Genomic DNA, 25,346 nt, shown 5'->3' with positions numbered 1-25,346 from the left:
ATCCTGCATTGCAACATTGGAAGTATCGATAAACTTGCCGTCAGAGGTATTTGTATACATACAGGTTTTCCTATGCATTCTTTATAATTAAAGCACTTTAAAATTATCTATTAAGGTTAAATTTAAAAGCCCTCACACCAGATGAGGGCTTTTCCCTATCAATTTTAATTACTGTGAATCTTCGCCAGACTCAGTATCTTCGCCTGTGCCTTCGTCAGTACCTTCACCTGTTCCTTGATCTTCAGTTTCGGTCGTATCTTCTGTTGCTGGGTCTTCTTGGTTTTCATCATCGTTTGAGCATCCGATTAATAAACCAGTAGATAGAAGTGCAGTCATTGATGCGAAAGCTAGTTTCTTCATTTTCAACACAATCACCTTCCCTAACAAAAGTTTGATTCCCTCTCAGTATAACTGCCCATCGTTAAGGTACTGTTAAGCTAATGTAATAAAAGGTAAATATTACAAAAAATGCGTCTTGTGAGCTATGAGCGGCAAATGAAGTGGTGCTTTTGAATTAGTTGGGAGGAGGTGTAGTTACAAGAAATAATCTACAAAAACATATTGAAAATGTAAGTGCTTTCAAATATAATGGAACTTGTATCGTTTTATTATTTGGTTCATTTGCAAATAGAACGTGTTCTTGTGGTGGGAATGGTGATTTAACAATAGGGGAAAACATATGAAAGGAAAGATCTCTGACTGGGCAGGTCAGGGATCTTTTCTTTTTTGTTGTGTACAAGCACTAAACTCCTCATCTTACGTTTCCTCAATTAATCATACCTGCCATCAAACAAATCTAAAAAGAAATCCAGCCCGGCATTCACACCAAATATTTGTTCAATCGAAAAAAGGATAAGGCCTATCACAGCTGCGATGCTTAGAAGCACGAGTACCCTTTTAAATAATTGTGGTGATAATTTCATCTTGTGGTTCCTCCTTCACTACTCCACTACTTCCACGGACCTTTTGCTTGAAAACAAGACGTGAATAAGATTTACAGAGTTATAACAAACTATTATTTCCCCACTCCAGTCACCGTCGCTAATAATGCTTTCAATTCCTCTTTCTCCTTCTTGGGATTGTTGAGGAGAATGTTTGGTTGGGATTGCGGTGATTTTCTTTTCTTTTTTTGTTCATAAAACCAATCTGGCACAATCTTTGATTTTTCCTTGGCTGGAAAGGATGTACGCTGGTTAGAGAAGTGCATTTTCTCTTGATTTGCAGCTCCAATCGTGGTAATTCCTTTTTTCTTCCACGCCTTTAAAATGCCCCTCACATAGCGCCAGGTGGCTTTATTTTGTTCCACTGCTTTTTTCATGGCATGAAGGACGAGCGCTTCATTTGTAGCATTTGTCCAGTCCTGTAGTTCCTGAGCAAGATGTGGTGTTAAGTTCGTGAAATGTTTCGCGAAAAAAATGTCTGCTGCTGTTTTGTTTTCTTTTTTGTTTTCTATTTCGTTTTGTTTAAAGAATGGGGCAGGAGTGTGGTCGGATTTGTGGTCGGATTTGTGGTCAGAACTGTGGTCAGGGCTGTTGTCGTGAATGTGGCCAGAACTGTCGTCGGCTTTGTTGTATGTAGGTTTATTAGGTTTTGGGGTTGGTTGGTTTTTTCGCAAAGTGGCCTTGTCGGAGGATTCACTTTTTTGAGGAGGCGTATGCGATGGTGTACCCGTTCCTGGATTCTGGTCAGAGTCTGTGGCTTGTGAGATCATCTCATAAATGGCGGCCCTGTTGCTTCCGCGCGGCGTAACGATAATGCGTCCTTTTTCTTGCAGCTCTCTTCGTGCAGATTTAAAGCTTGTATTCTTTAGACCACTTTGTGCTTGCAGCTGGCTCGCCGCTACAGAAAATTGTTTTTTCCAGCCGCACAGGTTATGAAAATGCATAAGCGAAAACCAGAGGGATACAGCAGAGCTTGAAAGTGGCTCGAAAATATTGCGTTTGTGAAATCCGTTAATTTCTTGAATATAGTTCATTAGAAAAACTCCCTTTTCGATAATATAGTCTTCCAAAACTATAATCGAAAAGAAGTTACGTTTCGGGGTGTTAAACAATTAATTTTTTATCCCACTAACTTCTGGTGGGGAGGAAGACCCCCCCCATCAGATGAAGTTTCACTTTATTCGGCAGTTCATAAGGGTTAAAACTGACGTTAACTGCTCTTTGTTGTCCCTCTATAATTTTTAACAAAGCTGTTCATTTAATTCTCTATTAAGAACAAAAATCGTTATTTTTGCATGAAAAACACCCAAATTGGGTGGTACTTATTTCTTGACTTAATTCTCGTTTTGTATATTGCGTGAGCGACAAATTTAATGTAGAAGAGAGATTTGTTAGCTTTCTACTGTTCTTTACCGTTTTCTGCAAAACAGGGAAAAGGGGGGAGCTTTTTGTTCTCGACAACATTAATTTCCGTGTTATTCTTATAGAATAGTTCGAATATAAGGGAGGAATAACGACATGATAAAAGCTGTTATATTTGATTTTGATGGGCTGATTTTGGATACCGAAACGGCCTGGTATGATACGTATAAACAAATTTTAAAGGAGACGCATGATTATGATCTTCCGCTTTCTGAATTTGTAAAAGGCGTTGGCGGGGGAGACGATGTGTTACTTGAATACATAGGCAAGGAAGTAAACGGTACATTTCAGCCAGATGTCTTTCAGGAACAAGTGAGTGTGATGCACGCTGAACGGTTAAAAGAAGCCGAGGCCAGAGAAGGTGTGGAAGATTATTTGAAAGAAGCTAAAGAGGCAGGCTATCAAATTGCCATCGCATCCAGCTCTGATCACAAGTGGGTTACCACACACCTTACCAATCTTGGCTTGATTGATTATTTTGATCACTTCGCAACTTCAGACGAGGTCGAACATATAAAGCCGGAACCAGATCTGTTCCTAAAGGCAATTGAGAAGCTGGGAGTGAAACCAGAGGAAGCGATTGTGTTTGAGGATTCTCTAAATGGCTTAATTGCTGCAAGAAAAGCAAATATAAAAACGATTATTGTACCGAACCCAATAACGGAGGATCTTCCTTTTGAAAATCATCATTTAAAAATCTCATCTATGAAAGAGATGCGTTTGGCTGAAATCGTAAAGTCAGTGGATAAGGCAGAATAAAACTACTATAAGCAGAACAAGAGGTTGATTACATGGATAAATTAAAGGGAGGCTTGGTTGTTTCCTGCCAGGCCCTCGAGCATGAACCCCTGCACGGAAATGGACATATGGCAGCGATGGCATACGCTGCTGCACAAGGCGGAGCAGTAGGCATTCGGGCGAACGGGCCTACGGATATAGCGGAAATCAAGGAAAAAGTAGATTTGCCAATCATCGGCATCTGGAAAAAACATTATGATGGCTTTGATGCGTTTATCACGCCGACTAAAGAGGATGCTAGGATTGTTGCAGAAGCTGGTGCAGATATTATCGCAATTGAGGCAACCAATCAGTCACGCCCGGAAAAGCTAGATGAATTGGTGACATACATACAGGATGTGCTGGGGAAAAAGGTCATGGCAGACATTTCAACACTGTCTGAAGGGGAAAACGCTCAAGCCCTTGGCTGTGACTATATTGGCACGACTTTATCGGGGTATACGCCTTACACGAAAGACAGAGCACAACCAGATTTTTCGCTTTTAGAGGAGCTGGTTCAAGAGGTATCCATACCAATAGTAGCTGAAGGAAGTATTAGTACTCCCGAACAAGCGAAAAAAGCATTGGAAATCGGTGCAGCTTTTGTAGTGGTTGGTGGTGCCATAACACGTCCACAGTTAATAACAAAGAGCTTTGTGGATGGGTTGAAATAATTGAATGAAGTAAAACAAATTGTTGGCAGTGGGTAACGTATTCGACGTTATCTCACTGCTCTTTTTTTATGGGTAAAAACAATGAGGAATGCCTTTCTTAAAATTATCGGCAATATTTCCTTTCCTTTAGCATAAGTTTGTAGTATATTAAAGTTAATACTAAATTATAATAGTTATAAATAAGAAATGCTGTCGCGCCATAGCGGCAGCTTTCGACGTTTGAAGAATGATGATTTTGAATTTCATTCTCAATTAGAAAAGGAGAGTTGATTATGGGGATCCCAGTGGAAGAGTTAAAGGAAAATGCGCCCGAACCTTCGTTTGCAACAAAAGATGGCGCCAGCCCTGCTGGTGAGAAGGAAAAGCACAGAAAGGAATGGTTTCAAAAACATGGGGAAATGATAGCTGCTCTTGTTGCAGGTGTGTTGATTTTGATTGGGTGGGGTCTGTCGGTAAAAACCTCCAGTCTTATCGTAGATGTCCTATTTATTACCGCATTTATAATCGGTGGATTTGCAAAAGCGAAGGAAGGTATTACCGAAACCATAAAGGATAAAACACTTAACGTTGAATTACTTATGCTGCTTGCAGCGATTGGGGCTGCGGTTATCGGCTACTGGCTAGAAGGCGCCATATTAATTTTTATATTTTCACTAAGCGGGGCACTTGAAACGTATGCAATGAATAAAAGCAGTGATGAGCTTTCTGCTTTAATGTCCCTTACACCTGAAACGGCGCGTGTGTTGCGCAATGGAAAAGAGGAGAGCATCCTTGCTAAGGATTTGCAAATCGGCGACACCATTCTTGTAAAACCCGGCGAACTGATGCCAGCAGATGGTGTCGTGGTCAAAGGGAAAACGTCCATCAACGAGTCGGCCATCACAGGTGAATCGATGCCTGTAAGAAAAGGGGAAAAGGAAGAAGTTCTTGCTAGTACAGTTAATCTCAATGGCGTGGTGCACGTAAAAGTAACCAAAACAAACGAGCAGACATTGTTCCAGAAAATTATTAAACTTGTCCAAAGCGCCCAAGAGGAAAAACCACCGGCGCACCTTTTCATCGAAAGGGTTGAAAATTACTATGTGATTGCTGTGCTGGCTGCCTCTGGATTAATGATGTTCCTGCCACACTTTTTATTAGGTTGGTCGTGGAATGAGACGATCTACCGGGCACTCGTGCTGCTCGTGGTTGCTTCACCGTGCGCGCTTGTTGCTTCAACGATGCCGGCAATCCTTTCGGCAATTTCCAAGGGAGCCCGCAAAGGTATGCTGTTTAAAGGTGGCGTTCATCTGGAAGGATTGGCAAGCCTTTCTGCGATTGCTTTTGATAAAACAGGCACGTTGACTACTGGAAAACCGGAAGTAACCGACATTGTAGCAAGTGACGGATGGGATCCAAAGCAAATCCTTCAGATCGCTGTATCCATCGAACACTATTCTAATCACCCGTTGGCTTCTGCGATAATGAGGAAGGCGAAAGATGAGAAGGTCGATGTCCTTGAGGCCGAGGAAATTAAGGATAATCCTGGCTGGGGCATTGAAGGTATAGTAAGTGGCAAGCATTATAAAATAGGAAAAGCTGATTTTGTTGGAACGGAATCAACGGAAACGTTTTTGAATACAGTCACTTTGAAGTCTGCAGGAAAAACAATTGTGTTTGTAAAAAGTGAGCAAGGGATTATCGGGGCGTTAGCTTTAAAGGATGCAGTACGAACAGATGCCAAAAAAGCTATCGAAGACCTTAATGCGGCTGGTGTGAAGACATACATGCTCACGGGAGACAGTGAGGAAACGGCCCGGGAAATTGCACGCGAAGTAGGTGTGACAAACTATAAAGCCGAATGTCTCCCAAATCAAAAGCTTGATGAAATTAAAAGGCTGACAAAAAACTATCAGCGTGTGGCCATGGTGGGAGATGGAATAAATGATACACCAGCACTTGCAACGGCCCATGTCGGGATTGCGATGGGAGCTGGAACGGATGCTGCTTTAGAGACTGCGAATGTTGTGATTGTGAACAATGATTTGCGTTCCATTCCTTACACTATAAAATTATCCAAAAAGATGAATCGGATTATTAAACAAAACATGGTGTTTTCCATTGCGGTGATTGTAGCGCTCATTGCATCGAATTTCATGCAAAACCTCTCGCTGCCACTTGGGGTTATCGGTCACGAAGGAAGCACGATACTCGTAATATTGAATGGATTGAGAATGTTGAGGGGCTGAAGTTTGGCTCCTTTTTTTTGTTGAAGTCCAACACTACGTGCGCGTGGTGTTTTAGTAATCGCGCTAAATATGAACAATTTTACTTTTAGAAGTTAAATAGTAAGAAACTTAAACAATTTTTTTAATAATCTGATGAACCTGTTGGAAGTTAATGTTAATATGAAGTTGAGCAAATTAGACTAACGTAGAAGGGTAATAAAGAACAGCAGGGCTTTTTTGTGCAAAAGTGCGAGAAATGTTTAACTAAATTGAGATGGAGTCAGATTTACAAATCGCAAATTGGTAACATTCAACCAATATATTGCAAGAAATGTGGTACCGAACATACTATAGAAACTTCGGAAATCACAAAAGTAATGAGCGTTTACTTTAAAATAAGATTAAACGGGGGTTTATATGCGAAAAATTTATCTAGATAGAACAGCATTCTCTGGAGCCATAGTTGTTGATTTAGAAGATACTGAGATTATATCAGCAGGGACAACCATTTATTCAATGGGTGTTCATGATAGAAATGAGGAGTATCAAAGATACGCTAACGATTATGACATTCAATTTATATTTGATGATGATATTCCACGTTTAGAGTTTTTTACGGTTCCACATGTTGATATTATGGCACAAGATAGTAAAGGTGGGTTTATCGGAACTGTTTATCAACAGTGTGATTCGGAAAGTGACGCACCAATTTGTTATATCAATAGGGATTTAGAGTGCTTTATAATCTTTGAGAACGTAGAAGATTTTCTGAGTAATATAGGAACATGGCAAGACAACATGAAACCCTATGATGAAATTACCGTTTATCGTTCGAAAGCAGAAGCAGAAACTGGACTAGAATTTATCGATTTGTCTGATATTCTTCCATAATTATAAATTCTTCTTGAGCTAACTGGGGCTTTAGCACAACAACAATCTTCTTCAATAGGAAGTCTAAAGAAATGATAGTTGTAAAAAACGGTGAAATCATGATGGTAAAGAGGAAATTTGGTTGAGTTGAGGTCTTGTTAAACATTCCCTGTGTGATGATTGAATTAAATAATTTTTTAAATAATTTGATGAACCTGTTGGAAGTAAATGTTAGTATTAAGCTAAGTTATTTAACTGACAGGTCAGCTTTGTTTAGATACTTGATTAATAAATATTAAGGGAGGTAAAGATGCGGAAACAGCCAGATAAGCTACATTTGTTCTATTATTTGGACTCCTATTTTCTATCCCATTAGCAATTAACTGTTATATATTTAAATTTTTGCTTACGATTTTCTTTAGCTCAGTTAGTTGGGACTACTCATTAATCGAACTGTTATTTGTTTCACTCACTTGCATTTTATTGGGATTGTTATTCGGGATGTACGTTCAGAGTAAAAGAAGAATGGAAGTCGATTGATAATATGGAAGCCAACAAAAAGGTGTCTTTTTCACTGCCAAACAGGTTATTCCTATTCGTGTGGACGTATAGGTAAAGAGGGAAAAAATTTAATAGAAGTTAGTTATATGGGGGTTATTTCATGATAGAAGGGTTCGGTATATCGATTGTATTTTATTTAATTGGTCTCTTTATTCTATTTATCATCATTAAAGCGGCGGTCAGGGAAGGTATTAACAGTTCAATAGTTGGTCAATATCTTGAGAAGAAATATGGATTTAAGGACTTTAGAAAAAACAAAAAATCCTTTCTTGATGACGATTTAGATAAACATTAACAAGAGACATTCTCACCACCTAGCGCTGTAGCAGTTGTCATATGGAACGCAGTGAAGTTGAATGGAAAGGGGAGAAGGTATGTTAAAAATAGCAAGAATCGTTTTAAGTATAGTAACTATATTCTTAGCTTCCTATGGATTAATTACAGGAAACTTTACGTTACAACCATTTATGATTTTCTCTTTGAGTTTATTAATGTTGGTCACAGGGCTGATCGAATTTAGGAAAGAGGGAAAGAATTATGGTTGGCTATTTGTGATTACTTTCTTATTTTTGTTATTTGTGTCCATTCAAACATTTTTGTGGAACTATCAGTTGGTTTAATACATATTTGGGGGAATCCAATGAAATATTTCTTAAAGCTTAATGTGGTTAGTATTTTGTATGCTGTGATGGTAGTTGTTCCTATTGAACTGATGGTAAACGTGTATAGAATTAGTAGAGTTACAAATTGGGAAATCAATACCGTAATTACTGTGCTTAGCTTAACGATAATCGGCGAAGTGATAGCTGGTACTGTACTACTCTCTTTCTTAACAAAGAAATGGATGGGAGGTCGAAAAGGAAATTATTGGACGGTTATCCTTTGGGTACCTTATTTCATCCTTTTTGCATATATAGTGGCAAACGCTTTTCCGATTACCTATGAAGGTGACGCCCCTAACCCTGCAGTTGGTCTTCTCATAATTGGAGGAATGCTTGCTTATCCATTTAATATCCTGGTGATCAATTATTTAAGCTCGCCACGTGATGATAAAACAATGAAGGCTGCCTGAAATTGTGGCGTTGGACTTTTGGGACAGGTGAATTATACAGGAAAAATAGTGATATTGTTGCAGGAAACTAACACGCCAAAAGTGAAAATGAAGTACATTAGTAAGACATATATGAGGTGATGGTTATGTGGGTAATACTTGGGGTTATTGCGATAGTAGCAACTTTTATAAACCTTTATCTGTATAAAGCAGGAAAGGATTATAAGCTTGCTATGGCGATGGGGTTATCATTTACAGCATTAACACTTTGTGCAGAATATAGTCTTGTATCAGAATGGGTAAAAAGGGAAGATTTATCAGCTTTGTGGGAAGTACCTAATTTTGAAAGGGTATTATGGTTTTTGACAATTGTTTCTATCTTATTAAATATAGCCCCTGTACTTTTAGAGCGAAAAAGTAAGAATTAATGACACACAAAGGGGGATGAGCGATGTTATTCTTTGTTATCGTGCTTTCAATACCTGTTTATGGGTATGCAATATGGAGTCTCTATGAACCAGAAGAAAGTTTTCTCTTTTTAGAACGATGGAGATATAAGGAACCTCCTGAAATATCCGATACTCAGATTAAGTTGATAAGAATTGGGAGTGTAATCATTATAATTATTTGGACTATAATCGTTATCGCTACTGCCATCGATACCTTTACGCCTGACCCACCTGTACCATACATTGACAATTGGTAGGAAGGGTACTACTGATCTGATAACAATATCAAGAAATTTATACTGCGCTTTTCTTTCCTGTTGTACATCCCAGTAAGTCTCGGCACAATTATACTCAAAATGAAAGATATAGCCTTTAATGAGATGTTCATTCCTTATGTCATTGCGTTTATTTTATCACTTCTATTTTCATATTTTTCTCTAAAGTGGTTTATGGGGATCATGGAACGAGGAAACTTAAAATACTTTGCATACTACTGTTTTGCGGTTGGTTTTTTGATACTATTTATTTTTTAAGATCATTATTAACAATGGGATAAAGGAATAAATATTGAATAAAAACTTAATGGAGGGGTTCCCTATACAAGAAAAAATTATTGAATTTTTGTTTGACGGAAAAAAGTATAGAGGCCTGAAGTTTCTTTTTCTCGCTTTGTTTTGGGTTGTCGTCTTTTTTCTAGCCTATGTCTTTCAGATTCCCCTAATCAATGTATATGTACCCATTTTAATTCTTTTATTGGTCATGGGAATAATAAAAATTGTTTGGTACAACAAGAAAAAGAGTATTAAAGGAAGTTTCGGAGATTGGTTCTTATTAGTATTATGTATTGTCATATTGGGAGTGGTGAGTTATCAATATTTGCAAGAAAAGCAGTTAGAAAATACGGTTCGTGATGTAATTGAAGAAAAAGTGGATAAACCTTTTACAATAGATTCTGTTTTCGAAGTGAATTATGGAGAGCCGGAAGTAATTGTTCGTTATTCTATTAAAGGTGAAGAGGCTGAAAAATGGGACAGATACTATTGGAAAGACGGAGAATTGGTTCAAGATGTAACAAGATGAGTTAGGATGAAATTGATAGCGTTTCCTGTTTTTCTGTTCCAATATTAAATTGGCGGGGGAGATAGCGTGACCAAGGTAAATATTTTACATGCTGTTTTTAGTGATAAATATTCCAGCCTTAAATTAATATCTTCTTACATACGTAATGCTATTTAGTATTTTTTGGGACATACAAAGCAAGCTTAATGCGGTCGGCCTATCAACAATGATTATTTCCGCTGGGGTTAGCATTTATAGGCTATTAAAATTAATAACGTACGGTGAAGCAAATATGAAGAGGGAAGTAAACTACTTAGTGCTCACATTAATCTTATTAGTTATGTCTATCTATATAACAATCAATTAACTAAAGAGGAGAGAACCAAACATGCAACTAGAACTCATCATACAAAATAAACGAGAAGCCATTCAGGCGCAAGAGCTAGGTGCGGACCGGGTGGAGCTCGTGTCCGCGATCTCAGAAGGGGGCCTTACACCAAGCTACGGAACGATAAAGCAAGTACTTGAAAATGTGAATATTCCCGTGCAAATTATGGTACGCCCGCACAGTCACCATTTTTTCTATACAGAAGAAGATTTTCAAGTAATCTGCGAGGATATTGAGGCCATTAGACAGCTTGGTGGCAATCGAATTGTTTTCGGTGCGTTAAATAAGGACCGCACCATTAATGAGGTAATGCTAAGCAAACTTTTTCACCTTTTTCCTGCTCTTGATCTCACATTTCACCGTGCATTTGACGAGGTGGCCTCCCAATTAGATGCCTACACATTACTAGCCAATTACGATAGAAATGTGAAGCGTATCTTGACCTCTGGTGGTGAGGCAACTTGTGTAAAAGGCTTGAAGCAGCTAATTCAATTGGTTGATTTATCTCGCGACCTGCAAGGGCCGGCTATCATGCCCGGTTCCGGACTTTCATTGGAAAATATTCAAGAGATCAAACAAGCAACGGGAGCGAAACAATTTCATTTTGGTAAGGCTGTGAGGATAGAACAGTCCTTTGCAAAGGGTTTTTCGAAAGAAGTAGTGGAAAAAGTGCGTTATAGTTTACGTAGCTAGTAGAATTGTCGGCGGTTGTACGATGCAAGATAACAGCCGCTTAATTGCACTATAATTTTAAATTAAATTAATGGAATATTGAAACGACTACTTTCAGAGATCGTATGAAAGGTAAAGGGTTTTTTAAAAGCGAGGGATAAAGCTACATATCGCGGTTGCGAGGGGGGATAAGGGCATGGCTGAACCTGGGAAAAGACCAAAATTAAAAATACCTAAAACCAAAACGGAATGGATTGCGGATGTGATCGGTTATACAGCTTACGTTGGCTCAATTGTTTTCTTTATCTACAGTTGGGGCATGCTTCCTGACGAGGTGCCAGCACATTATAATGCAATGGGCGAGGTAGATCGTTGGGGTTCTAAATTTGAGCTGCTTATTTTGCCGATTGTTGGCGCATTAGTTGGAGGCATGTGCCAGGTGTTTGAAAGATTTCCAGAATCGCATAATTATCCCGAGCGTTTGAATGAAGAGAATGCTGCCGCTTTTTATCGAAACAGCCGTAACATGATAAATCAAATTAAGAATGTTTGCTTCATTATATTTGCATTTATTTTAGTAGAATCAATTACCATCGCACAAGGATGGGGACAAGGAATGGGCGCTTGGGTCTTGCCTGTATTGGTGGGAAGCTCCCTTATACCCATTGTCATAGGGGCTTTAAAGCAAAGGAAAATCAGATAGAAATGTAGTTGGGAGGGGAGCAGGTTTGAAGAAAGCGTATATGATAATTGTTAGCTTTGTGTTTATCCTGTGCATCTATTTTATCTTTTTTCACCAGGGGCTCTATAATGGTGAATTTATAAAATGGGGAGAGGTAACCAATAGTAATGTGACGGAATTGTTGGAGGGAAATAAAATACCGTATGAAATAAGGGAAGGATTTATTTATATCCCGGAAGACGCTACTTCGGATGCTGTCCTATGCTGTTCATAGTTTTTGTGGAAGGAGGGTAGGATGAGAAAAACAATTATTTCATTTCTAATGTTGGTATGTTTCCTGTTAAATGCCTGTTCTCAGAATGAGGAGACTGTAGAGATTGACGATAAAGGTTTTGCAATACGTTACTTGTTCAGAAGATAGAGGGTAATATCGCTTCGGATGATATGACGAAAATCGTGAAAGACAAAGAGAAAATAACAGAGACACTAGAAATGGTAAAAGGTTTAGAAGTGAAGGAAATTGAGGTCAATCGCATGTTTGAGAAGCTAAGAGCGCAAAATGCTTACATGTTTAGCTTCTTAGAAAATGATGTAGGAGATACGGAAAAAATCCCTTATGCTTTTTATATTCTAGAAGATGGCACCGTTTTATTTACTGCTGAAAATGTAGGAAGTCCTGAATATCCACGTGTTTCATTAGATAAACAGGAAGATCTTTTAGGTGAGATGAGGGAAATGTTGGATGTGGAGTTTTAAGAAATTTTTTATAGAAATTCACGAATTTAGAATGTTATTGTTGTTTAATTCAGTCAAATCCTATTAAGGAGGATTATTTTGTCTATATTGCCAGAATTAATTGGTGCGATTATAGCTGCGTATATACTCAATATAATAACTGCATTAAGGTATAGGAATAAGGAGAAAATTGATAAAGGATTTGTGATGAACTATCATAAGTTAACATATAGAAGGAAATTTAAGCGTGACCTATGGGGGCTACCATTTCTTTTTATTTTTTTCTCCTTTCTGTATGAATTTCTCAGTACAATTGATTTTATCATTATTTTTACCCTTTTTTTCATACTCGTCTTTCCAGAGATGATTTATCATTATGTGAAGTGGAAAAGAACGGAAGAAGTTCGAGATTAGGAAGTTAACAAGAGCGGGAAAATAAGGGGGCTAGCTTTATCTAACCGGATGTTATCTCGCTTGTGTGGAGCAATTACACCCTGAAAAGCTTCTTCCCCTAAAAATAAACCTACTCCTCATCCTCCCGATACTCCAACACGTCCCCAGGCTGACATTCTAGCGCTTTGCAAATCGCATCTAGGGTGGAGAGGCGAATCGCTTTTGCCTTGCCGTTTTTCAAAATAGAAAGGTTAGCCATGGTAATTCCAACCCGCTCCGAAAGCTCGGTTACACTCATTTTTCGTTTTGCTAGCATTACATCTACATTTATTATAATCGCCATGTGATCACCTCAGACCGTTAAATCATTTTCAGATTTGATATTTATTGCTTCATTTAAAAGTCTTTGAAGAACGGCAGCAAAGACCGCAATGACAAGAGAAGCGCCGACTGGTACTGCTCCAATGATGACAAGACCTGGTGCGTCATCCCATTCCGCGATGGCAAAGACAAGTGGTAAGGATAGCACATACAAGCCACTGATGATTAGTGCGCACACTTTTATCTTCTTTAAGGCTACTACAGATATATCGGAAAAAGCTTTGTTTTTGTCAATATAACTTAAGAGTTTGTAAGACTGGTACAAAACAAAATAATACGGAATAGCGGAAAGATACATAATCGCTAGAATGCCTAACACGATATACGCCAGTTGAGAGTCTCCCCCGGAAGCTTGCAATACCTCTACTGCCTCACTTACCCATTTCGGTAATAAGAAAATACATAAAGCGAGAACGGGTAGTCCCATTATAACTAGCGCTATTTTTAAAAAGATGGTTGAACCTTGCTTCATAAATAAACACCTCATTCATTTTTCGTCTAATTGAATGTACCACGTTATTTATCGTTTTGCAATAAATAATTGTTATATTTTAATGTTCGGTAGATTGGAATTATAGTGGAATTAGTATTATTAAACAAGGAATTCAGTGACTTGTCTCCGAAGTCAGTAACTGAAGGAAGGGGGGAGCTATTTTGAAAAATGGACTCATCGTTACTCTTTTGGCTTTTCTTATCATAACGGGCTGTGCTAACTATGGAGGTCAGTTGACAAGAAATCAAGTATTACAATTAGATCCTGAAGCAGACCTTATTGAGTTAGAAGATGGTAGTGTCTATAAACATGGCACAGGTTGGATTGATGAAAAGAACTTAACGAGAGGAGAGAAGATTGGCGTTATAAAAAAAGGAATGGCGACGAAACTGCCTAACGGGGCAAGCATTTATGAAGTGAATGAATCCTACCCTATTTTAATGGTGGAATATGAAGGGGAAACAAAAAGATATTTGCTAGCTCAGGGAGAGTGATTCTAATACCGATGGAGACCCCCTAAGCACATGCTAGAGGTTTCAATTTACCTAATTCCCTTGTTTACCTTACAGAAGCTTGTCCGCCATCAACCGGCAACAGCTGGCCTGTAATAAATTTGGAAGCGTCACTTGCCAAGAACACCATGACTGGTCCAAGGTCCTCGTCTGGATCGCCGTATTTTCCACCAAGGGAAATTTCGCGTTGGTTCTCGGCATCATTGGCCGCTAGTTGTTCTTCTGTCATTCTGCTTCTTGCTTCTTCGTACATTGGTGTGCTGATTGCTGGTAATACAGCGTTGACACGCACGTTTTTTTGTAAAGTGGGTAAAATGATATAAAAGCCATGGATTTTCAAGTTTTCGTGGTAAAATAAGAGGTAGTATGAGAGGTAAAGGGAGTATGTACGATGGCAAGATCACAATCAACCCGCAAGGATCCGGAATGGACAAGAAGTGAGATATTACGTGTAGCAGAGCATTTATTTATGGAAAAAGGCTATCGTGCTGTGACCACGAGAGAAATTGCGGCTAAGTGTAACATTACCCAACCAGCACTTTATTACCATTATTCGGATAAGCAGTCTCTTTATATTGCCATGTTAGAGAAGTTCGTGACAAACATTCAGAAAGAGTTAGATGGCATTGGTGACGGCACAATACAGCAACGCTTAGAAGCAATGCTTGAGGTGTTATCTGCTGAGCATCCAACAAGCATCATGATGATGGTGCATGATATATTGGTTGAATTTAAAGAGGAAAATCGCATGCGCGTTTATGCACTGTGGAAGGGAACCTATCTGGATCCATTTATTAAAGTATTTGAGGAAATGCAACGTGAAGGGATGTTACGAGATAGCATTCAGCCAGAGGATGCGGCTCGTTTTTGTTTGCTAACCATGGGGCAAACCATGTCACAATGGAAAGAAAAACCAAAATCCCTATCTGGTCAATATACCTTGCTTGTGGATTTAATATTACATGGAACAAAAAAAGCCTAGCACGGGAGAGGCCGGGCTTACGTTAGGAAAAAATCCAGACTGTTTCTATAAGTGGTCTGGATTTTTGTGTTGCCTCCTAATCGCCATTTTCGTTAGGTGTGAAATTATTGAATGGGGGAACGTGTTTAAATTGTCGCGGTTAGTAAAAAAGAACTAGTTATTTGTAACCAATAAATATTCTTCTGTCCAAGCAGATTTTTAGGAGTATTTTACTGTTTTTTAAGAAATGGTTAAAATCTTGTTTTCCACCCCCATATAGCAATTTTTTTATTGTATACTAATGATGGTTTAGGGCAGTGTGCATGGAGAAAGGCCATTTTTTATAGCATCCTTCACGTACACTGATGGAAGAAATAGTCATATGACAGGAGGAAGCAAATGGCATACTGTAAGAATTGTGGTGGGGAAGTAGCACCAGATGCACGATTTTGTAAGCATTGTGGAAAAGAAATAGAGCAAGAAGGAGTAGCAAGTGAGAATACGGGTCATACATATTACAACGAGACGGAACAGGGCGGCAACGAGCAAGTTCCATCCACTCCTCAGAATCAACACCAACCTAATCAACCTTCAACGCCTTCAAAAGGGAAGAAATTGAATAAGAAGTCAAAAATCATTTTGTTTTCTTCTGCTGCACTGATTCTTATACTAATTGGTGTATATGCTGTTGGCAATATGATGTCCTCTCCAAAGCATCTATTGGATAAGTTCCAAGCAGCAATCGAGGACGAAGATGCAGCAGAACTGGCATCCATCTTAACAACAGAAGAAGAGGAACTTGAAATTACGGAAGAGTCTGTTGCCGGAATTATCCAATTATATAATAATAAATCAAGTCAATTTAAAGAATTAATGAGCAATCTTCAATACCAGGCGGAAGGGGATACAGGCCAGCTTGGGATGTACCCAATAGATTTCATTGAGGACGGAAAGAAGTTTGGTTTCTTCGATGATTACAAGCTATCGGTAAATCCAGTGTTTTTTGAAGTAGGCACAAATTATAAAGACACAGAAATTATTGTGAATGATGAAGTGGTCGCAACAGCAGATTCAGATAGCTTTAATCAAGAAATTGGTCCATTTTTGCCAGGGGAATATACGATAAGGGCTACACATGATACAGGATTCTTTAATTTAGAAGCGGAAAAAACCGTTGCTGGGGATCCGTTGTACGCTAGCTATGTAGATCTCTTTTTAGAAGCGGACAACGTAACATTTGATTTAATGATGAAAGGCTATGATGAACTAAATTCTGTAAAGCTTTTCGTAAATGGCAAAGATACAGGCAAGGATTTGACGAAAGAGGAGCGTGTAGGTCCATTGCTAACAGATGGCTCAATGAATGTTTCCTTTGAGGCAGAGTTTCCTTGGGGCACCATGAAAACCAATGACTACCCGCTAACCGAGCGCTATATGGAATTTAACTTTGGGAACAGTGATGAATTTAAAAAACAAATTCAAGACGTGGTGGTTGCTTATAATGAAGAATTTACTGAAGCTTATGCAACAGGAAATCCTGAAGCCTTAAACACAGCTGTCCAAGATTTAGAGACAATGATTGTGGAAGAATCAGCCTATAACAAGGAAAATGACATTGTATATGAAGGTGCTTTCCATGGGCTGGATGTCTACCAGGACTCGTTTACACTGGAAAAATCTTATGAAGGATTCTGGGAATTAACGGTAGATACGATTACCTATTACGAGGAAGCCATGTATCAAAAAGGCGACGAAGCAGAGCTCGAGCAAATGGAAGAGGAAATGCGTTACTACCTGGCCTATGATCCGCAATTAGAGTCATGGTTTGTAAGGGGAATGGATTATCCAGGGTCCATGCCAGAAGATCGTATGGAACGCATCACGGTAGAAGAACCCGTTTTCCATACCTCCAATACTGGAAAAAAAGAAGAATAAATGGCTTAGTTCGACGATACTTTCATGCTGCTTGATGGCATGGGAGTATTTTTTTTTTTGGTGAGAGGTGTGCAATCTATTGTGGGGGGGCGCAATCGACCAAGGGAGCAGTGCAATCAACCAAGAGTGATGTGCAATCGACCAAGAGGGGTGTGCAATCGACCAAGGGGGGTGCGCAATCAACCAAGAGTGATGTGCAATCGACCAAAGGGAGTGTGCAATCGACCAAGAGGGGTGTGCAATCGACCAAGGGGGGTGCGCAATCAACCAAAAGTGGTGTGCAATCGACCAAGGGGGGTGTGCAATCGACCAAGGGAGCAGTGCAATCAACCAAAGGGAGCGTGCAATCGACCAAGTGGAGTGTGCAATCAACCAAGAGGGCTACGCAATCGACCAAGAGGGGTCTGCAATCAACCAAGGGGACAGCGCAATCGACCAGCTCCACCCTCCAATCAACCAAGAAAGCCTCACTGCTCCACTTAAAACGAGCGAATGCGAGCGATTTTTATTCTTTAATGATTTTCAGCGATAGGATACCGCCAATGTATGCAGAGAGCCCGCACAGCACGATAAAGAAAATAGATTTATAGGAGAAGTCTGGAATTAAAAATTGATATGCTGCAAGTATGATCATAACAAACAAAGCTGTTAAAAGGGCTTGAGCTATGTTGAGACGTTTATTCATCCTCTTACCTCCAATCAACCTACTTTTCCACAGTTTACCAATGATATAAGGATTAGGGCAATAAATTTTTAATGAAAGGCAAGATTTTTGAGCCGGTTTAGAAATGGTCTGCGTTCTTTGAATATATTCAAAAGGGCTGGTAAACTTGGGCAGAGAACAATAAATTAGAGATCTTTATATTTAACATCCTGGGGAGGAAAGATTTTAAAATATAAAGGAACACAGGGAATTAAATGAACGGAGAGATGAGGGAAATTAATAGCAGGCAGTCCAAGTCTATGTACTTGAACGCAGAAGGTGTTAAAGAAGCAAAGGCATTGTTAGAGAAATATGGTTTGCTAGATGATTAAGGACGGATAAAACTGTAGGGATTAATATGTCTTGAGGAGACGAGCGAATAAGCGGAAAGCAGCACCTTTCTTAAAAAACCCCATTTAAAATTCGTTAAGATTGATAAAGCTTTCGAAGCTTTTTCTCGTGCTGGGCACTTTTACTAGCAAGATAATCAACGGTCTCTTGTGTTTCAGTTAAAATTCAACCCGCATCCCATCCAACTTTTTTTCAAGGCGATCAAAGCGATCATCCATACGGTTTTCCAGTTTTGAAAATCGGTTTTCCAATTCCGAAAACCATTTATCATTTTCCTCCGAATAAAGTTTAAGTGCCTTTAGGATTTCGTTTAGCTCGTGGTTTTCCATTGCGTGTCACCTCCTCTTTAGTAGCTAGTATAAGTCATTGGTTTTTTTAATAAAAGAGGTTCTTAAAAGCTTTACAATAAGAATACTAGCTATTTCCCTCCTGCCTAAGCCGAAGCAAAATTTGAGATAGAATGGCCAGCACCGGGAGTTCAATTAAAGGACCGATAATTAATGCGAGTGCAATTAGCGGCTGGTCGGGAAATGCTGTGACCACTATCGATAATGCGATAGGCGAGTTCCGTGCAATAATGGTAAGGTTCAGGCTTGTCGTTTCCTCATAGGTGAAGTTGAGGGTCTTCCCAACGGTTTGGGCGACGATGAAATTGACCACAAAAAAGAGAAGCAAGGGTATGATCATAAGTCCAATCACATGCAGATTGTCAACTAGATAAGCGCCTTGGGCTGCAAACATGGCTACAATCGCTAAGGACAAAAAGATTAACTGGGAAGCTGAGAAAAATGGGATGAGTTTTGCTTTTAAAAAGGTTGGGTTCTTTTTAAATAGATACCGTGTTAAAACTGCTAATAGAAAAGGAAACAACAAAACGAGCACGACACTCTCAAACAGGGTGGACAGTCCGATTGTCTGCATCTTCCCAGCAAACATGTAGAGATAGACAGGTAGGAGTATCACTTGTAAAAGTAAATTTACTGGTAGCACAGAGGCTGATAATGGCATATTTCCTTTGGCGATTGAGGTGAAAATCAAATACCAGTCCGTACATGGTGTAACCAATAGTAGGATGAAGCCTAGCCAGAGGGCAGGGTGATCCGCTAAGAAAATGGCGCCAAGGCCCCATGCTAGCAGTGGTGTCCAGACAAAATTTAGGATTGTACTTGTGCTTAAGAAAGGGATGTTTTTAAATGCATTCTGGAAATTTTTGAGTGGGATGCTTAGAAAAAGGCCATACAGCATTAAGAGTAAAAATGGTAGGATAAAAGATTCTGCGTGCATAGCCAAGAAATCGAGTTGGCCTACTAAAAGGCCAAGCCCGATGGCGCACACTATGATAAGTGGCTGAATTTTTTCAAACGTATTCATAACATGCGCTCCTTGCAGAAAAAATATTTCCAGGGAAATTTTCGTCGAAATGTATCATGCTTTTAAAGTCGTCACTTCTGCTGTTCTTCCTTGAATCCGTATTTAATAAAGTTTTTCACGTCTCGAACGACTCCAATGTCGTCCAATATAATAAACATGACGAGCAGGATAGGACCGACGAATACGCCGATCATGCCAAAGAGCTGTAAGCCGACGAATAAGGAGATGAGAACAGCGAGTGCATCCAAATTCATACTGGAAGAGAGTATTTTTGGTTCGATGGATTGGCGTATTATGGCGGTCACGGCATATAAGACGACAAGTCCGATCGCCATCCCAATATCTCCTGTGAAAACCATGTACAAAGCCCAAGGTCCTAAGATCGTCCCTGATCCTAAATAAGGAAGAATTTCTGCCAATCCGACGACAATGGAGATGGCAAGTGTATGCTCTGTTCCGAGTATGAGTAAGCCGATAAACACGATGACCGCAGCGATAAACATAATAATGATTTGCGACCGGATAAGTCCCCAAACGCGGTAGCGCAGTATATTTCGGAAGGACTTTGCTTTTTGCCAAACTGTTTCAGGTGTCTTGGTATGAACCTTCCTTACTAACTTCTCCCAATCCTTTCCGATAAAATAAAACCCGATAAACACAAATAGAAAGGCGAGAATAAAAGATGGAACAATCATGAAAACTTGTGTCAGGCCATTTACTAAACTCGTCCCAATATCTGCAATGTTTGACGATAATCTGGACCCCATAGAAGAAATGCTATCTTGTAAGGACGCCTGCTGCGAGGGAGAAAAGACGTCCATGGTCTCCCCGATTCGTTGCCAAATAGGCAGAATTGTATTATTGAAAAAATCCTGTGCTTGGCCGGAGACGCTTTGAATCCAATCCGGGATAATCTCTGAAAGCTTTTTTATTCCAAATATAATTAAGAAAACAAGCCCTGTGATGGCGCCAAATACAACCGCCAGACTAATTAATAACGCGACTAATACAGCCAGACTGTTTGGCAGTCGAACTTTGGAACGAATGAGCCGAACGAGTGGATAGAACATCCACACGAGCAGGGCAGCAATCCAAAATGGATAGGATATTTGGAAGATCCATACGAGTGCCCAAGCTGAAGCCAGAGTAGAAATGATAACAATGATAAATCTTGCGATGATCCATGCATGGTTTTTGGTCATGTTTTTCCTCCATCTTCCCGTAACGTTTCACTATTTAGTATTATCATATCAAAAATGTTGGACAGGGAGAATTCGAAGGCATTGTAGGAGGTTCATGTGTTAAAATGATTCTTACAAATGAAGAAAATTAGGTGTTTAGATGTTTTTCAAAGGAAAGTTACATGTAATAAACCCTGCAACAGCAACTTTTGTGATGGCAATTGGAATTTTCCTATTCTCAGCAGTTGATGCTTTCTCGGTACAGGAGATATTCAGCAATACGCTCACAATAGCCTATCTAGTATGCGGGATTGGAATATATGCTCTACTTATTTTGCAGATTTTTCGTAGAGGGTTTCTTTTACCATTTTTAAAAAATCCGGTGAATTCCTTCGTAACAGGTTCATGGATTGCAGGGATTGCCACGCTTTGTGATGTAGCGTTGAAGTATTTCCCGCTATTCGGCACTCTTGTACAAATCGTTATCCTCCTCACAAGCATATTATGGGGAGGCTTTGTTATCCTCTATCTCTATCAATTCAGGCAACTATATAAAAACTATCAGACATATACGATTCATGGTGTTATTCTGCTTTCGACAGTTGCGACCCAATCTATTGTCATTGCATGGCTTCAGGTTTTTCCGCTTGTTCCAAAACATGTGATAGTAGGAATGATAGGCCTTGGAGTCAGTTTTTATATACTTGGTGGTATCTTGATTGGCTTACGATATGGAAGGGCCCCATGGTCTCTTGTGGATGACTGGGCTAATACGAACTGTATTATACATGGGGCTTTATCGATTTCGGGGCTAGCGCTTGTTTTTTCTGCTAGTCTGTCGTTGAGTTTTTTAAGTGGTTTTTGGTTGTTCGTCTTTACTCTCCTTTTATTTATTGAAGGAATCGAGGTAGTAAGAGCGATTAAGAGGATCAGCAGATATGGCTGGAAAAAAGGGGTGTTTATCTATGATATTAGTCAGTGGTCGAGGAATTTTACCTTTGGAATGTTTTACGCTCTTACTGTTGAATTACACAATGAACTACCGGAATATAGTATCTTGTATAACTTCCAAGAGGTATTTTTACCTGTTTGGGCCTGGGTTGTGTTAGGATTGCTTCTTTTGGAAATCGGCTTATGGCTTGGTACTACTTTTCAAGAGAAAAAGGGAATAGGAGAAACAACTATGTAAGGAGGATAGCCATGGAAAAAGAACAAGTTGGAAATTGCTCCGTGTGTGGCAAGGTTGTGTACTGCCATGGTGGTTTTTTGGAAGGGGAGCAAGAAGAAAACGAGCTTTTTTGTTTTGCTTGTTATAATGCGAAAGAAAGCTGACTTCTTAAATTTGAAGTCAGCTTTCTTGTTGTTATGCTGTAATGTCTTCTGCAGGTCCAAAAATTTCATAATGAATGGACTCGTCGCTTACCTGTAATTTTTTCAACGCCATGTACATACTGCGCATAAATCCTTTTGGTCCACAGAAATAGAATGCCGCATCTGTTGTTGGTAAAATGCTTTCTAGCCATGCATCATCAATTCGTCCGTGCTTGTCACAAGCAATTGGATCTTGTGGGTCATCGTAAACAAAATAATGGGTAACATGATTACTCTTACTTGATAAGGATTCAACATGCTCTCTCATGGCATGGTGCTGACTTGATTTTGCTGCATGAATAAAAATAACGTCGCGTTCAGGTTGTTCTTTTATCGTTGTCTCCAGCATGCTGATCAGTGGTGTTAAGCCAACCCCTCCGCTGATTAGAACAAGTGGCTTTTGCTCCTTTTGTAAGGTGAAATCACCAGATGGTGCCGTAATTGGCAGGGTATGCCCTTCTTCGACGCTACTGTGTAAAAAGCTGGAAACCACACCAGCCGGTAGATTATCCAGTGCATCTTCTCGCTTCACACTAATGCGGTAGTAATCCTTGCCAGGTGAGGTTGAAAGACTGTACTGACGCAAGTGTTCGTAAGGCTCGCCTGCGATCTTTGCTTTGACAGTAATGTATTGACCTGGTTCGTAAGCCTGGATTGGCTGCCCATCCGTCGGTTTTAAGTAAAAGGATGTGATCACATCACTTTCCACGACTTTTTTCTCGACTGTAAAATCACGGAAGCCGAGCCAGCCACCAGGTGTGTGCGCTGTTTCGTCATACATTTCTTTTTCCACTGCAATAAACACATCAGCAATGACGCCATATGCTTTGCCCCATGCCTCGATAATGTCGTCTGTTGCAGCATCGCCTAACACATCTTTGATAGCAAGTAATAAATACTTCCCGACAATTGGATACTGCTCTGGCTTAATGTTTAAGCTCGTATGCTTGTGTGCAATTTGTTTTACATGTGGGAGGATTTCTTCTAATCGATCAATGTTCGCCGCGGCAGCATATACCGTGTTCGCTAATGCTTTTGGCTGATCGCCTCTTCGTTGGTTTGTTTGGTTAAATACATTTTTCAATTCAGGATGCGCTTCAAGCATCATTGCATAGAAGCGTTTCGTGATGCTTTCCCCGTGTTCCGCCAGTACTGGAACGGTCGCTTTAATAATGTCCATCGTTGTTTGATCCAATAAATTTGTTTGAGTTGTCATAGGAATTTCGCTCCTTGTTAAAAGGTGTATTTTGAATACATCTTTATTGTAAAACTTCGAAATTCGAAAGACAATGGGGTTTTGGCAGAAGTATGTTACAATAATGTGAAGACATGAACAAGAGGGAAGTGCTTGCCATGAATCTAAAAAAATACACGGACTACTCGTTGCGCGTCCTTATTTTTACAGGTTTAAAGCATGGGGAGGAACGTGCTAACATAAAAGAAATTTCCGACGTCTACAACATCTCACAAGAGCATGTACGTAAGGTTGTGCATGACCTCGTGAAACGGGGATTTGTAGAATCAACGAGAGGACGAGGCGGGGGCATTAGGCTCGCTAAGCCTGCAAATGAAATAAACATTGGCATGCTGGTGCGCGAACTGGAGCAGGATTTCGTGTTATTGGAATGCTTTGATAAAGGTGTGAACCATTGCGTGATTTCACCAGGTTGCAGCCTAAAGCATGTCATCAACAAAGCACTCGGCGCATTTTTTAAAGTGCTTGAAGCATATACACTTGAGGATTTAATTCAAAATGAAGAAGAATTAAAAGCATTGATGGGGATGGAATAGCTGAAGGCGGCGTGTGAATGAAAGAGTCGCGCACCGCTGGAGTAGAGTGGCGCGTCAGCCAAAGAAGCAGCGCGCCAACCAAAAAACAACGCCCCAACCCCATAAACTCGCGCCACCAGCATGCCTACAAGAGTAACAAAACCATCCCCCAAATACCCCCCCCTGCATAAAAAGCGGCTCGCGAAATGAGCCGCTTTCCAATGATAGAAGTTTTGTTTATTCTAGCTTAAATGCGCAGCTGTTCACCAACCCACAATCAAAAACAAATATTCCCACTCCTTCGACAAAAAAAGACAAAATACTGCAAATCTCTTGTTCTACCATCTTCTTAGGGGTAAAATTAACTAGGTACATAACTAACTTTAGTCATTTAGCATCAGAAAGGGGAATTTACGATGAAAGCATTAGTCTATTATGATTCAAAGAATGCCAAGGTAGAAGAGGTTTCTGCACCAGAACTAACAAGTGGTACGGTAAAAGTAAAGGTCGAATACGCAGGGATCTGTGGTACGGATTTACATGAATACCTACATAAAACATTTATCACAGCTGACAAAATGATCCTTGGCCATGAATTTACTGGGGAAGTTGTGGAAGTTGCGGAAGATGTTACGCGCTTTGAATCAGGTGATCGTGTTGCGGTGGAGCCAATTTGGGGCTGCGGGGAATGTGCGTCTTGTAAAAAAGGAAACTATAACACATGCCCGAACATGAAATCCTATGGCCTGCATGAAGATGGTGGGTTTGCAGAATACGTTGTTGTGAAGGAAGAAAACGTATTTGGACTTCCAGACGGTCTTAGCTATGAGCTTGCAGCATTAGTAGAACCAACTGCTGTTGTACTTCATGCAGTACGAAACAGTGAGTTTAGAGTAGGGGACACGGTTGCCGTGTTTGGTGCTGGTCCAATTGGTCTGTTGCTATCTGAAACTCTACGCGCTGCAGGTGCGAGTAAGATTTTTGTCGTGGAAGTGAACGAAAAACGCCGCGAACTTGCCAAGCAAATGGGCGCTGACATTGTAATCGATCCATCGAAAGAAGATGCTGTGAAGATCATCCAAGAGATGACAAATGGCGGAGTTGACGTCGCTTATGATGCTGCTGGTATTGAGGTTACATTCAATAATGCACTGGACAGCACCAAACCAAATGGTGAATTTATGGTCGTAAGTGTCTTCTCAAAACCAGTATCTTATCATCCGGCAAACCAATTGATAAGTGAAAAGAAAATTACCGCTTCCCTAGGATATAACAATATCTTTGGTGAAGTAATTGATCTATTGGCAAAAGGTTCTATTAATGCTGGTCCAGTTATTACAAACAAAATTGCCCTAGATGACATTATTGAACAAGGCTTCGATAAATTAATCGACGATAAAAGCGAGTGTAAAATTCTCGTTAGTCCAAAGTAGAAT

The 25,346-nt window shown here is 39.8% G+C and carries 34 protein-coding genes and 1 pseudogene; 23 read left to right on the top strand and 12 right to left on the bottom strand.

The features are described from left to right. Nucleotides 1-168 precede the first annotated feature (168 nt). The 3 genes from LG273_RS15085 to LG273_RS15075 all read right to left on the bottom strand — a co-directional run bounded on the left by LG273_RS15085 (nucleotide 169) and on the right by LG273_RS15075 (nucleotide 1,975). Complete coding sequence (locus tag LG273_RS15085; RefSeq protein ID WP_379562849.1) at nucleotides 169-360, bottom strand: hypothetical protein; 192 nt, start codon at nucleotides 358-360, stop codon at nucleotides 169-171. A gap of 410 nt (nucleotides 361-770) precedes the next feature. After that, nucleotides 771-923 carry a hypothetical protein gene (locus LG273_RS15080; protein WP_404455004.1) on the bottom strand — a complete coding sequence of 51 codons (153 nt, stop codon included), beginning with the start codon at nucleotides 921-923 and terminating at the stop codon, nucleotides 771-773. A gap of 92 nt (nucleotides 924-1,015) precedes the next feature. Continuing rightward, on the bottom strand, nucleotides 1,016-1,975 hold the full coding sequence (locus LG273_RS15075) for a DnaD domain-containing protein (protein ID WP_404455001.1): 960 nt from the start codon (nucleotides 1,973-1,975) through the stop codon (nucleotides 1,016-1,018). A gap of 484 nt (nucleotides 1,976-2,459) precedes the next feature. Between LG273_RS15075 and LG273_RS15070 the strand changes: the two genes are divergently transcribed. From LG273_RS15070 to LG273_RS14995, 16 genes and pseudogenes are all read left to right on the top strand, one after another. Continuing rightward, the gene (locus LG273_RS15070; RefSeq protein ID WP_404454998.1) at nucleotides 2,460-3,122 is read left to right on the top strand and encodes an HAD family hydrolase; all 663 of its coding nucleotides are present in this window, start codon (nucleotides 2,460-2,462) and stop codon (nucleotides 3,120-3,122) included. Nucleotides 3,123-3,154: 32 nt separating this feature from the next. Further along, nucleotides 3,155-3,814 carry an N-acetylmannosamine-6-phosphate 2-epimerase gene (locus LG273_RS15065; RefSeq protein WP_404454995.1) on the top strand — a complete coding sequence of 220 codons (660 nt, stop codon included), beginning with the start codon at nucleotides 3,155-3,157 and terminating at the stop codon, nucleotides 3,812-3,814. Nucleotides 3,815-4,086: 272 nt separating this feature from the next. Then, nucleotides 4,087-6,042: a heavy metal translocating P-type ATPase gene (locus tag LG273_RS15060; RefSeq protein WP_404454993.1), complete on the top strand. Its 1,956-nt coding sequence runs from the start codon at nucleotides 4,087-4,089 to the stop codon at nucleotides 6,040-6,042. 396 nt (nucleotides 6,043-6,438) lie between these two features. Beyond that, entirely contained in the window at nucleotides 6,439-6,912 is a 474-nt protein-coding gene (locus LG273_RS15055; RefSeq protein WP_404454990.1) for a hypothetical protein, read from the top strand. A 640-nt stretch (nucleotides 6,913-7,552) separates the two neighbouring features. Beyond that, on the top strand, nucleotides 7,553-7,747 hold the full coding sequence (locus LG273_RS15050) for a hypothetical protein (RefSeq protein ID WP_404454987.1): 195 nt from the start codon (nucleotides 7,553-7,555) through the stop codon (nucleotides 7,745-7,747). A 79-nt stretch (nucleotides 7,748-7,826) separates the two neighbouring features. Further along, complete coding sequence (locus tag LG273_RS15045) at nucleotides 7,827-8,072, top strand: DUF3953 domain-containing protein (RefSeq protein ID WP_404454984.1); 246 nt, start codon at nucleotides 7,827-7,829, stop codon at nucleotides 8,070-8,072. 20 nt (nucleotides 8,073-8,092) lie between these two features. Beyond that, the gene (locus LG273_RS15040) at nucleotides 8,093-8,524 is read left to right on the top strand and encodes a hypothetical protein (RefSeq protein ID WP_404454981.1); all 432 of its coding nucleotides are present in this window, start codon (nucleotides 8,093-8,095) and stop codon (nucleotides 8,522-8,524) included. 125 nt (nucleotides 8,525-8,649) lie between these two features. Continuing rightward, the gene (locus tag LG273_RS15035) at nucleotides 8,650-8,931 is read left to right on the top strand and encodes a hypothetical protein (RefSeq protein ID WP_379562829.1); all 282 of its coding nucleotides are present in this window, start codon (nucleotides 8,650-8,652) and stop codon (nucleotides 8,929-8,931) included. A gap of 23 nt (nucleotides 8,932-8,954) precedes the next feature. Beyond that, nucleotides 8,955-9,209 carry a hypothetical protein gene (locus LG273_RS15030; RefSeq protein ID WP_379562827.1) on the top strand — a complete coding sequence of 85 codons (255 nt, stop codon included), beginning with the start codon at nucleotides 8,955-8,957 and terminating at the stop codon, nucleotides 9,207-9,209. Between the two features lie 42 nt (nucleotides 9,210-9,251). Continuing rightward, nucleotides 9,252-9,485: pseudogene (locus LG273_RS15025) on the top strand (undecaprenyl-diphosphate phosphatase); the annotation flags it as partial. A 34-nt stretch (nucleotides 9,486-9,519) separates the two neighbouring features. After that, complete coding sequence (locus tag LG273_RS15020; RefSeq protein WP_379562825.1) at nucleotides 9,520-10,032, top strand: hypothetical protein; 513 nt, start codon at nucleotides 9,520-9,522, stop codon at nucleotides 10,030-10,032. A gap of 367 nt (nucleotides 10,033-10,399) precedes the next feature. After that, a complete protein-coding gene (locus LG273_RS15015) occupies nucleotides 10,400-11,092 on the top strand; it encodes a copper homeostasis protein CutC (RefSeq protein ID WP_404454977.1) in 693 nt (230 codons plus the stop codon). Nucleotides 11,093-11,267: 175 nt separating this feature from the next. Beyond that, a complete protein-coding gene (locus tag LG273_RS15010; RefSeq protein ID WP_379562821.1) occupies nucleotides 11,268-11,774 on the top strand; it encodes a DUF1648 domain-containing protein in 507 nt (168 codons plus the stop codon). A 25-nt stretch (nucleotides 11,775-11,799) separates the two neighbouring features. Further along, nucleotides 11,800-12,027, top strand: a complete 228-nt coding sequence (locus LG273_RS15005) for a hypothetical protein (RefSeq protein ID WP_379562819.1) — start codon at nucleotides 11,800-11,802, stop codon at nucleotides 12,025-12,027. A gap of 170 nt (nucleotides 12,028-12,197) precedes the next feature. Next, complete coding sequence (locus LG273_RS15000) at nucleotides 12,198-12,509, top strand: hypothetical protein (protein WP_404454974.1); 312 nt, start codon at nucleotides 12,198-12,200, stop codon at nucleotides 12,507-12,509. A 78-nt stretch (nucleotides 12,510-12,587) separates the two neighbouring features. Next, nucleotides 12,588-12,902, top strand: a complete 315-nt coding sequence (locus LG273_RS14995; protein WP_379562815.1) for a hypothetical protein — start codon at nucleotides 12,588-12,590, stop codon at nucleotides 12,900-12,902. Between the two features lie 109 nt (nucleotides 12,903-13,011). Here LG273_RS14995 and LG273_RS14990 read toward each other — a convergent pair whose 3' ends face one another. Both LG273_RS14990 and LG273_RS14985 read right to left on the bottom strand, forming a co-directional pair. After that, nucleotides 13,012-13,224: a helix-turn-helix domain-containing protein gene (locus LG273_RS14990; protein WP_379562813.1), complete on the bottom strand. Its 213-nt coding sequence runs from the start codon at nucleotides 13,222-13,224 to the stop codon at nucleotides 13,012-13,014. Nucleotides 13,225-13,233: 9 nt separating this feature from the next. Then, entirely contained in the window at nucleotides 13,234-13,734 is a 501-nt protein-coding gene (locus LG273_RS14985; protein WP_379562812.1) for a DUF2975 domain-containing protein, read from the bottom strand. Nucleotides 13,735-13,916: 182 nt separating this feature from the next. Between LG273_RS14985 and LG273_RS14980 the strand changes: the two genes are divergently transcribed. Continuing rightward, nucleotides 13,917-14,249, top strand: coding sequence for a hypothetical protein (locus LG273_RS14980; protein ID WP_404454971.1), 333 nt, complete (start codon nucleotides 13,917-13,919; stop codon nucleotides 14,247-14,249). A gap of 64 nt (nucleotides 14,250-14,313) precedes the next feature. Here the strand turns inward: LG273_RS14980 and LG273_RS14975 are convergent, their stop codons facing one another. Further along, nucleotides 14,314-14,559 (bottom strand): SDR family oxidoreductase, encoded by a 246-nt coding sequence (locus tag LG273_RS14975; protein ID WP_404454969.1) that lies wholly within the window; start codon nucleotides 14,557-14,559, stop codon nucleotides 14,314-14,316. 99 nt (nucleotides 14,560-14,658) lie between these two features. Here LG273_RS14975 and LG273_RS14970 point away from each other — a divergent pair, with 99 nt between their 5' ends. Beyond that, nucleotides 14,659-15,249: a TetR/AcrR family transcriptional regulator gene (locus tag LG273_RS14970; protein WP_379562808.1), complete on the top strand. Its 591-nt coding sequence runs from the start codon at nucleotides 14,659-14,661 to the stop codon at nucleotides 15,247-15,249. 378 nt (nucleotides 15,250-15,627) lie between these two features. Then, entirely contained in the window at nucleotides 15,628-17,163 is a 1,536-nt protein-coding gene (locus LG273_RS14965) for a zinc ribbon domain-containing protein (protein ID WP_404454966.1), read from the top strand. Here the strand turns inward: LG273_RS14965 and LG273_RS14960 are convergent. The 5 genes from LG273_RS14960 to ytvI all read right to left on the bottom strand — a co-directional run bounded on the left by LG273_RS14960 (nucleotide 17,047) and on the right by ytvI (nucleotide 20,790). Next, the gene (locus LG273_RS14960) at nucleotides 17,047-17,535 is read right to left on the bottom strand and encodes a hypothetical protein (RefSeq protein ID WP_404454963.1); all 489 of its coding nucleotides are present in this window, start codon (nucleotides 17,533-17,535) and stop codon (nucleotides 17,047-17,049) included. The two genes, LG273_RS14965 and LG273_RS14960, sit on opposite strands and share 117 nt — an antisense overlap. 133 nt (nucleotides 17,536-17,668) lie before the next feature. Beyond that, nucleotides 17,669-17,848 carry a hypothetical protein gene (locus LG273_RS14955; RefSeq protein ID WP_379562801.1) on the bottom strand — a complete coding sequence of 60 codons (180 nt, stop codon included), beginning with the start codon at nucleotides 17,846-17,848 and terminating at the stop codon, nucleotides 17,669-17,671. A 527-nt stretch (nucleotides 17,849-18,375) separates the two neighbouring features. Continuing rightward, nucleotides 18,376-18,546: a hypothetical protein gene (locus LG273_RS14950; RefSeq protein ID WP_404459610.1), complete on the bottom strand. Its 171-nt coding sequence runs from the start codon at nucleotides 18,544-18,546 to the stop codon at nucleotides 18,376-18,378. A gap of 85 nt (nucleotides 18,547-18,631) precedes the next feature. Further along, nucleotides 18,632-19,588, bottom strand: coding sequence for an arsenic resistance protein (locus LG273_RS14945; protein WP_404454960.1), 957 nt, complete (start codon nucleotides 19,586-19,588; stop codon nucleotides 18,632-18,634). 71 nt (nucleotides 19,589-19,659) lie between these two features. Further along, a complete protein-coding gene (gene ytvI, locus LG273_RS14940) occupies nucleotides 19,660-20,790 on the bottom strand; it encodes a sporulation integral membrane protein YtvI (protein WP_404454957.1) in 1,131 nt (376 codons plus the stop codon). Nucleotides 20,791-20,929: 139 nt separating this feature from the next. On the opposite strand from ytvI, the gene LG273_RS14935 reads away from it, so the two are divergent. Continuing rightward, nucleotides 20,930-21,958: a hypothetical protein gene (locus LG273_RS14935; RefSeq protein WP_379562794.1), complete on the top strand. Its 1,029-nt coding sequence runs from the start codon at nucleotides 20,930-20,932 to the stop codon at nucleotides 21,956-21,958. A gap of 11 nt (nucleotides 21,959-21,969) precedes the next feature. After that, a complete protein-coding gene (locus LG273_RS14930) occupies nucleotides 21,970-22,101 on the top strand; it encodes a hypothetical protein (RefSeq protein ID WP_379562792.1) in 132 nt (43 codons plus the stop codon). Nucleotides 22,102-22,132: 31 nt separating this feature from the next. Here the strand turns inward: LG273_RS14930 and hmpA are convergent, their stop codons facing one another. Continuing rightward, a complete protein-coding gene (gene hmpA / locus LG273_RS14925) occupies nucleotides 22,133-23,356 on the bottom strand; it encodes an NO-inducible flavohemoprotein (protein WP_379562790.1) in 1,224 nt (407 codons plus the stop codon). A gap of 137 nt (nucleotides 23,357-23,493) precedes the next feature. Here hmpA and LG273_RS14920 point away from each other — a divergent pair, with 137 nt between their 5' ends. Together LG273_RS14920 and LG273_RS14915 are read left to right on the top strand one after the other, a co-directional pair. Then, a complete protein-coding gene (locus LG273_RS14920) occupies nucleotides 23,494-23,931 on the top strand; it encodes an RrF2 family transcriptional regulator (RefSeq protein ID WP_379562788.1) in 438 nt (145 codons plus the stop codon). A 395-nt stretch (nucleotides 23,932-24,326) separates the two neighbouring features. Next, complete coding sequence (locus LG273_RS14915; protein WP_379562786.1) at nucleotides 24,327-25,343, top strand: 2,3-butanediol dehydrogenase; 1,017 nt, start codon at nucleotides 24,327-24,329, stop codon at nucleotides 25,341-25,343. Nucleotides 25,344-25,346 lie beyond the last annotated feature (3 nt).

It is taken from the genome of Oceanobacillus kapialis (assembly GCF_044790185.1).
In the GTDB taxonomy this organism is placed as follows: Bacteria; Bacillota; Bacilli; order Bacillales; family Amphibacillaceae; genus Oceanobacillus_B; species Oceanobacillus_B kapialis.
Note: the sequence above shows the minus strand (reverse complement) of the source record. Positions and strands in the feature narration are given on the sequence as shown.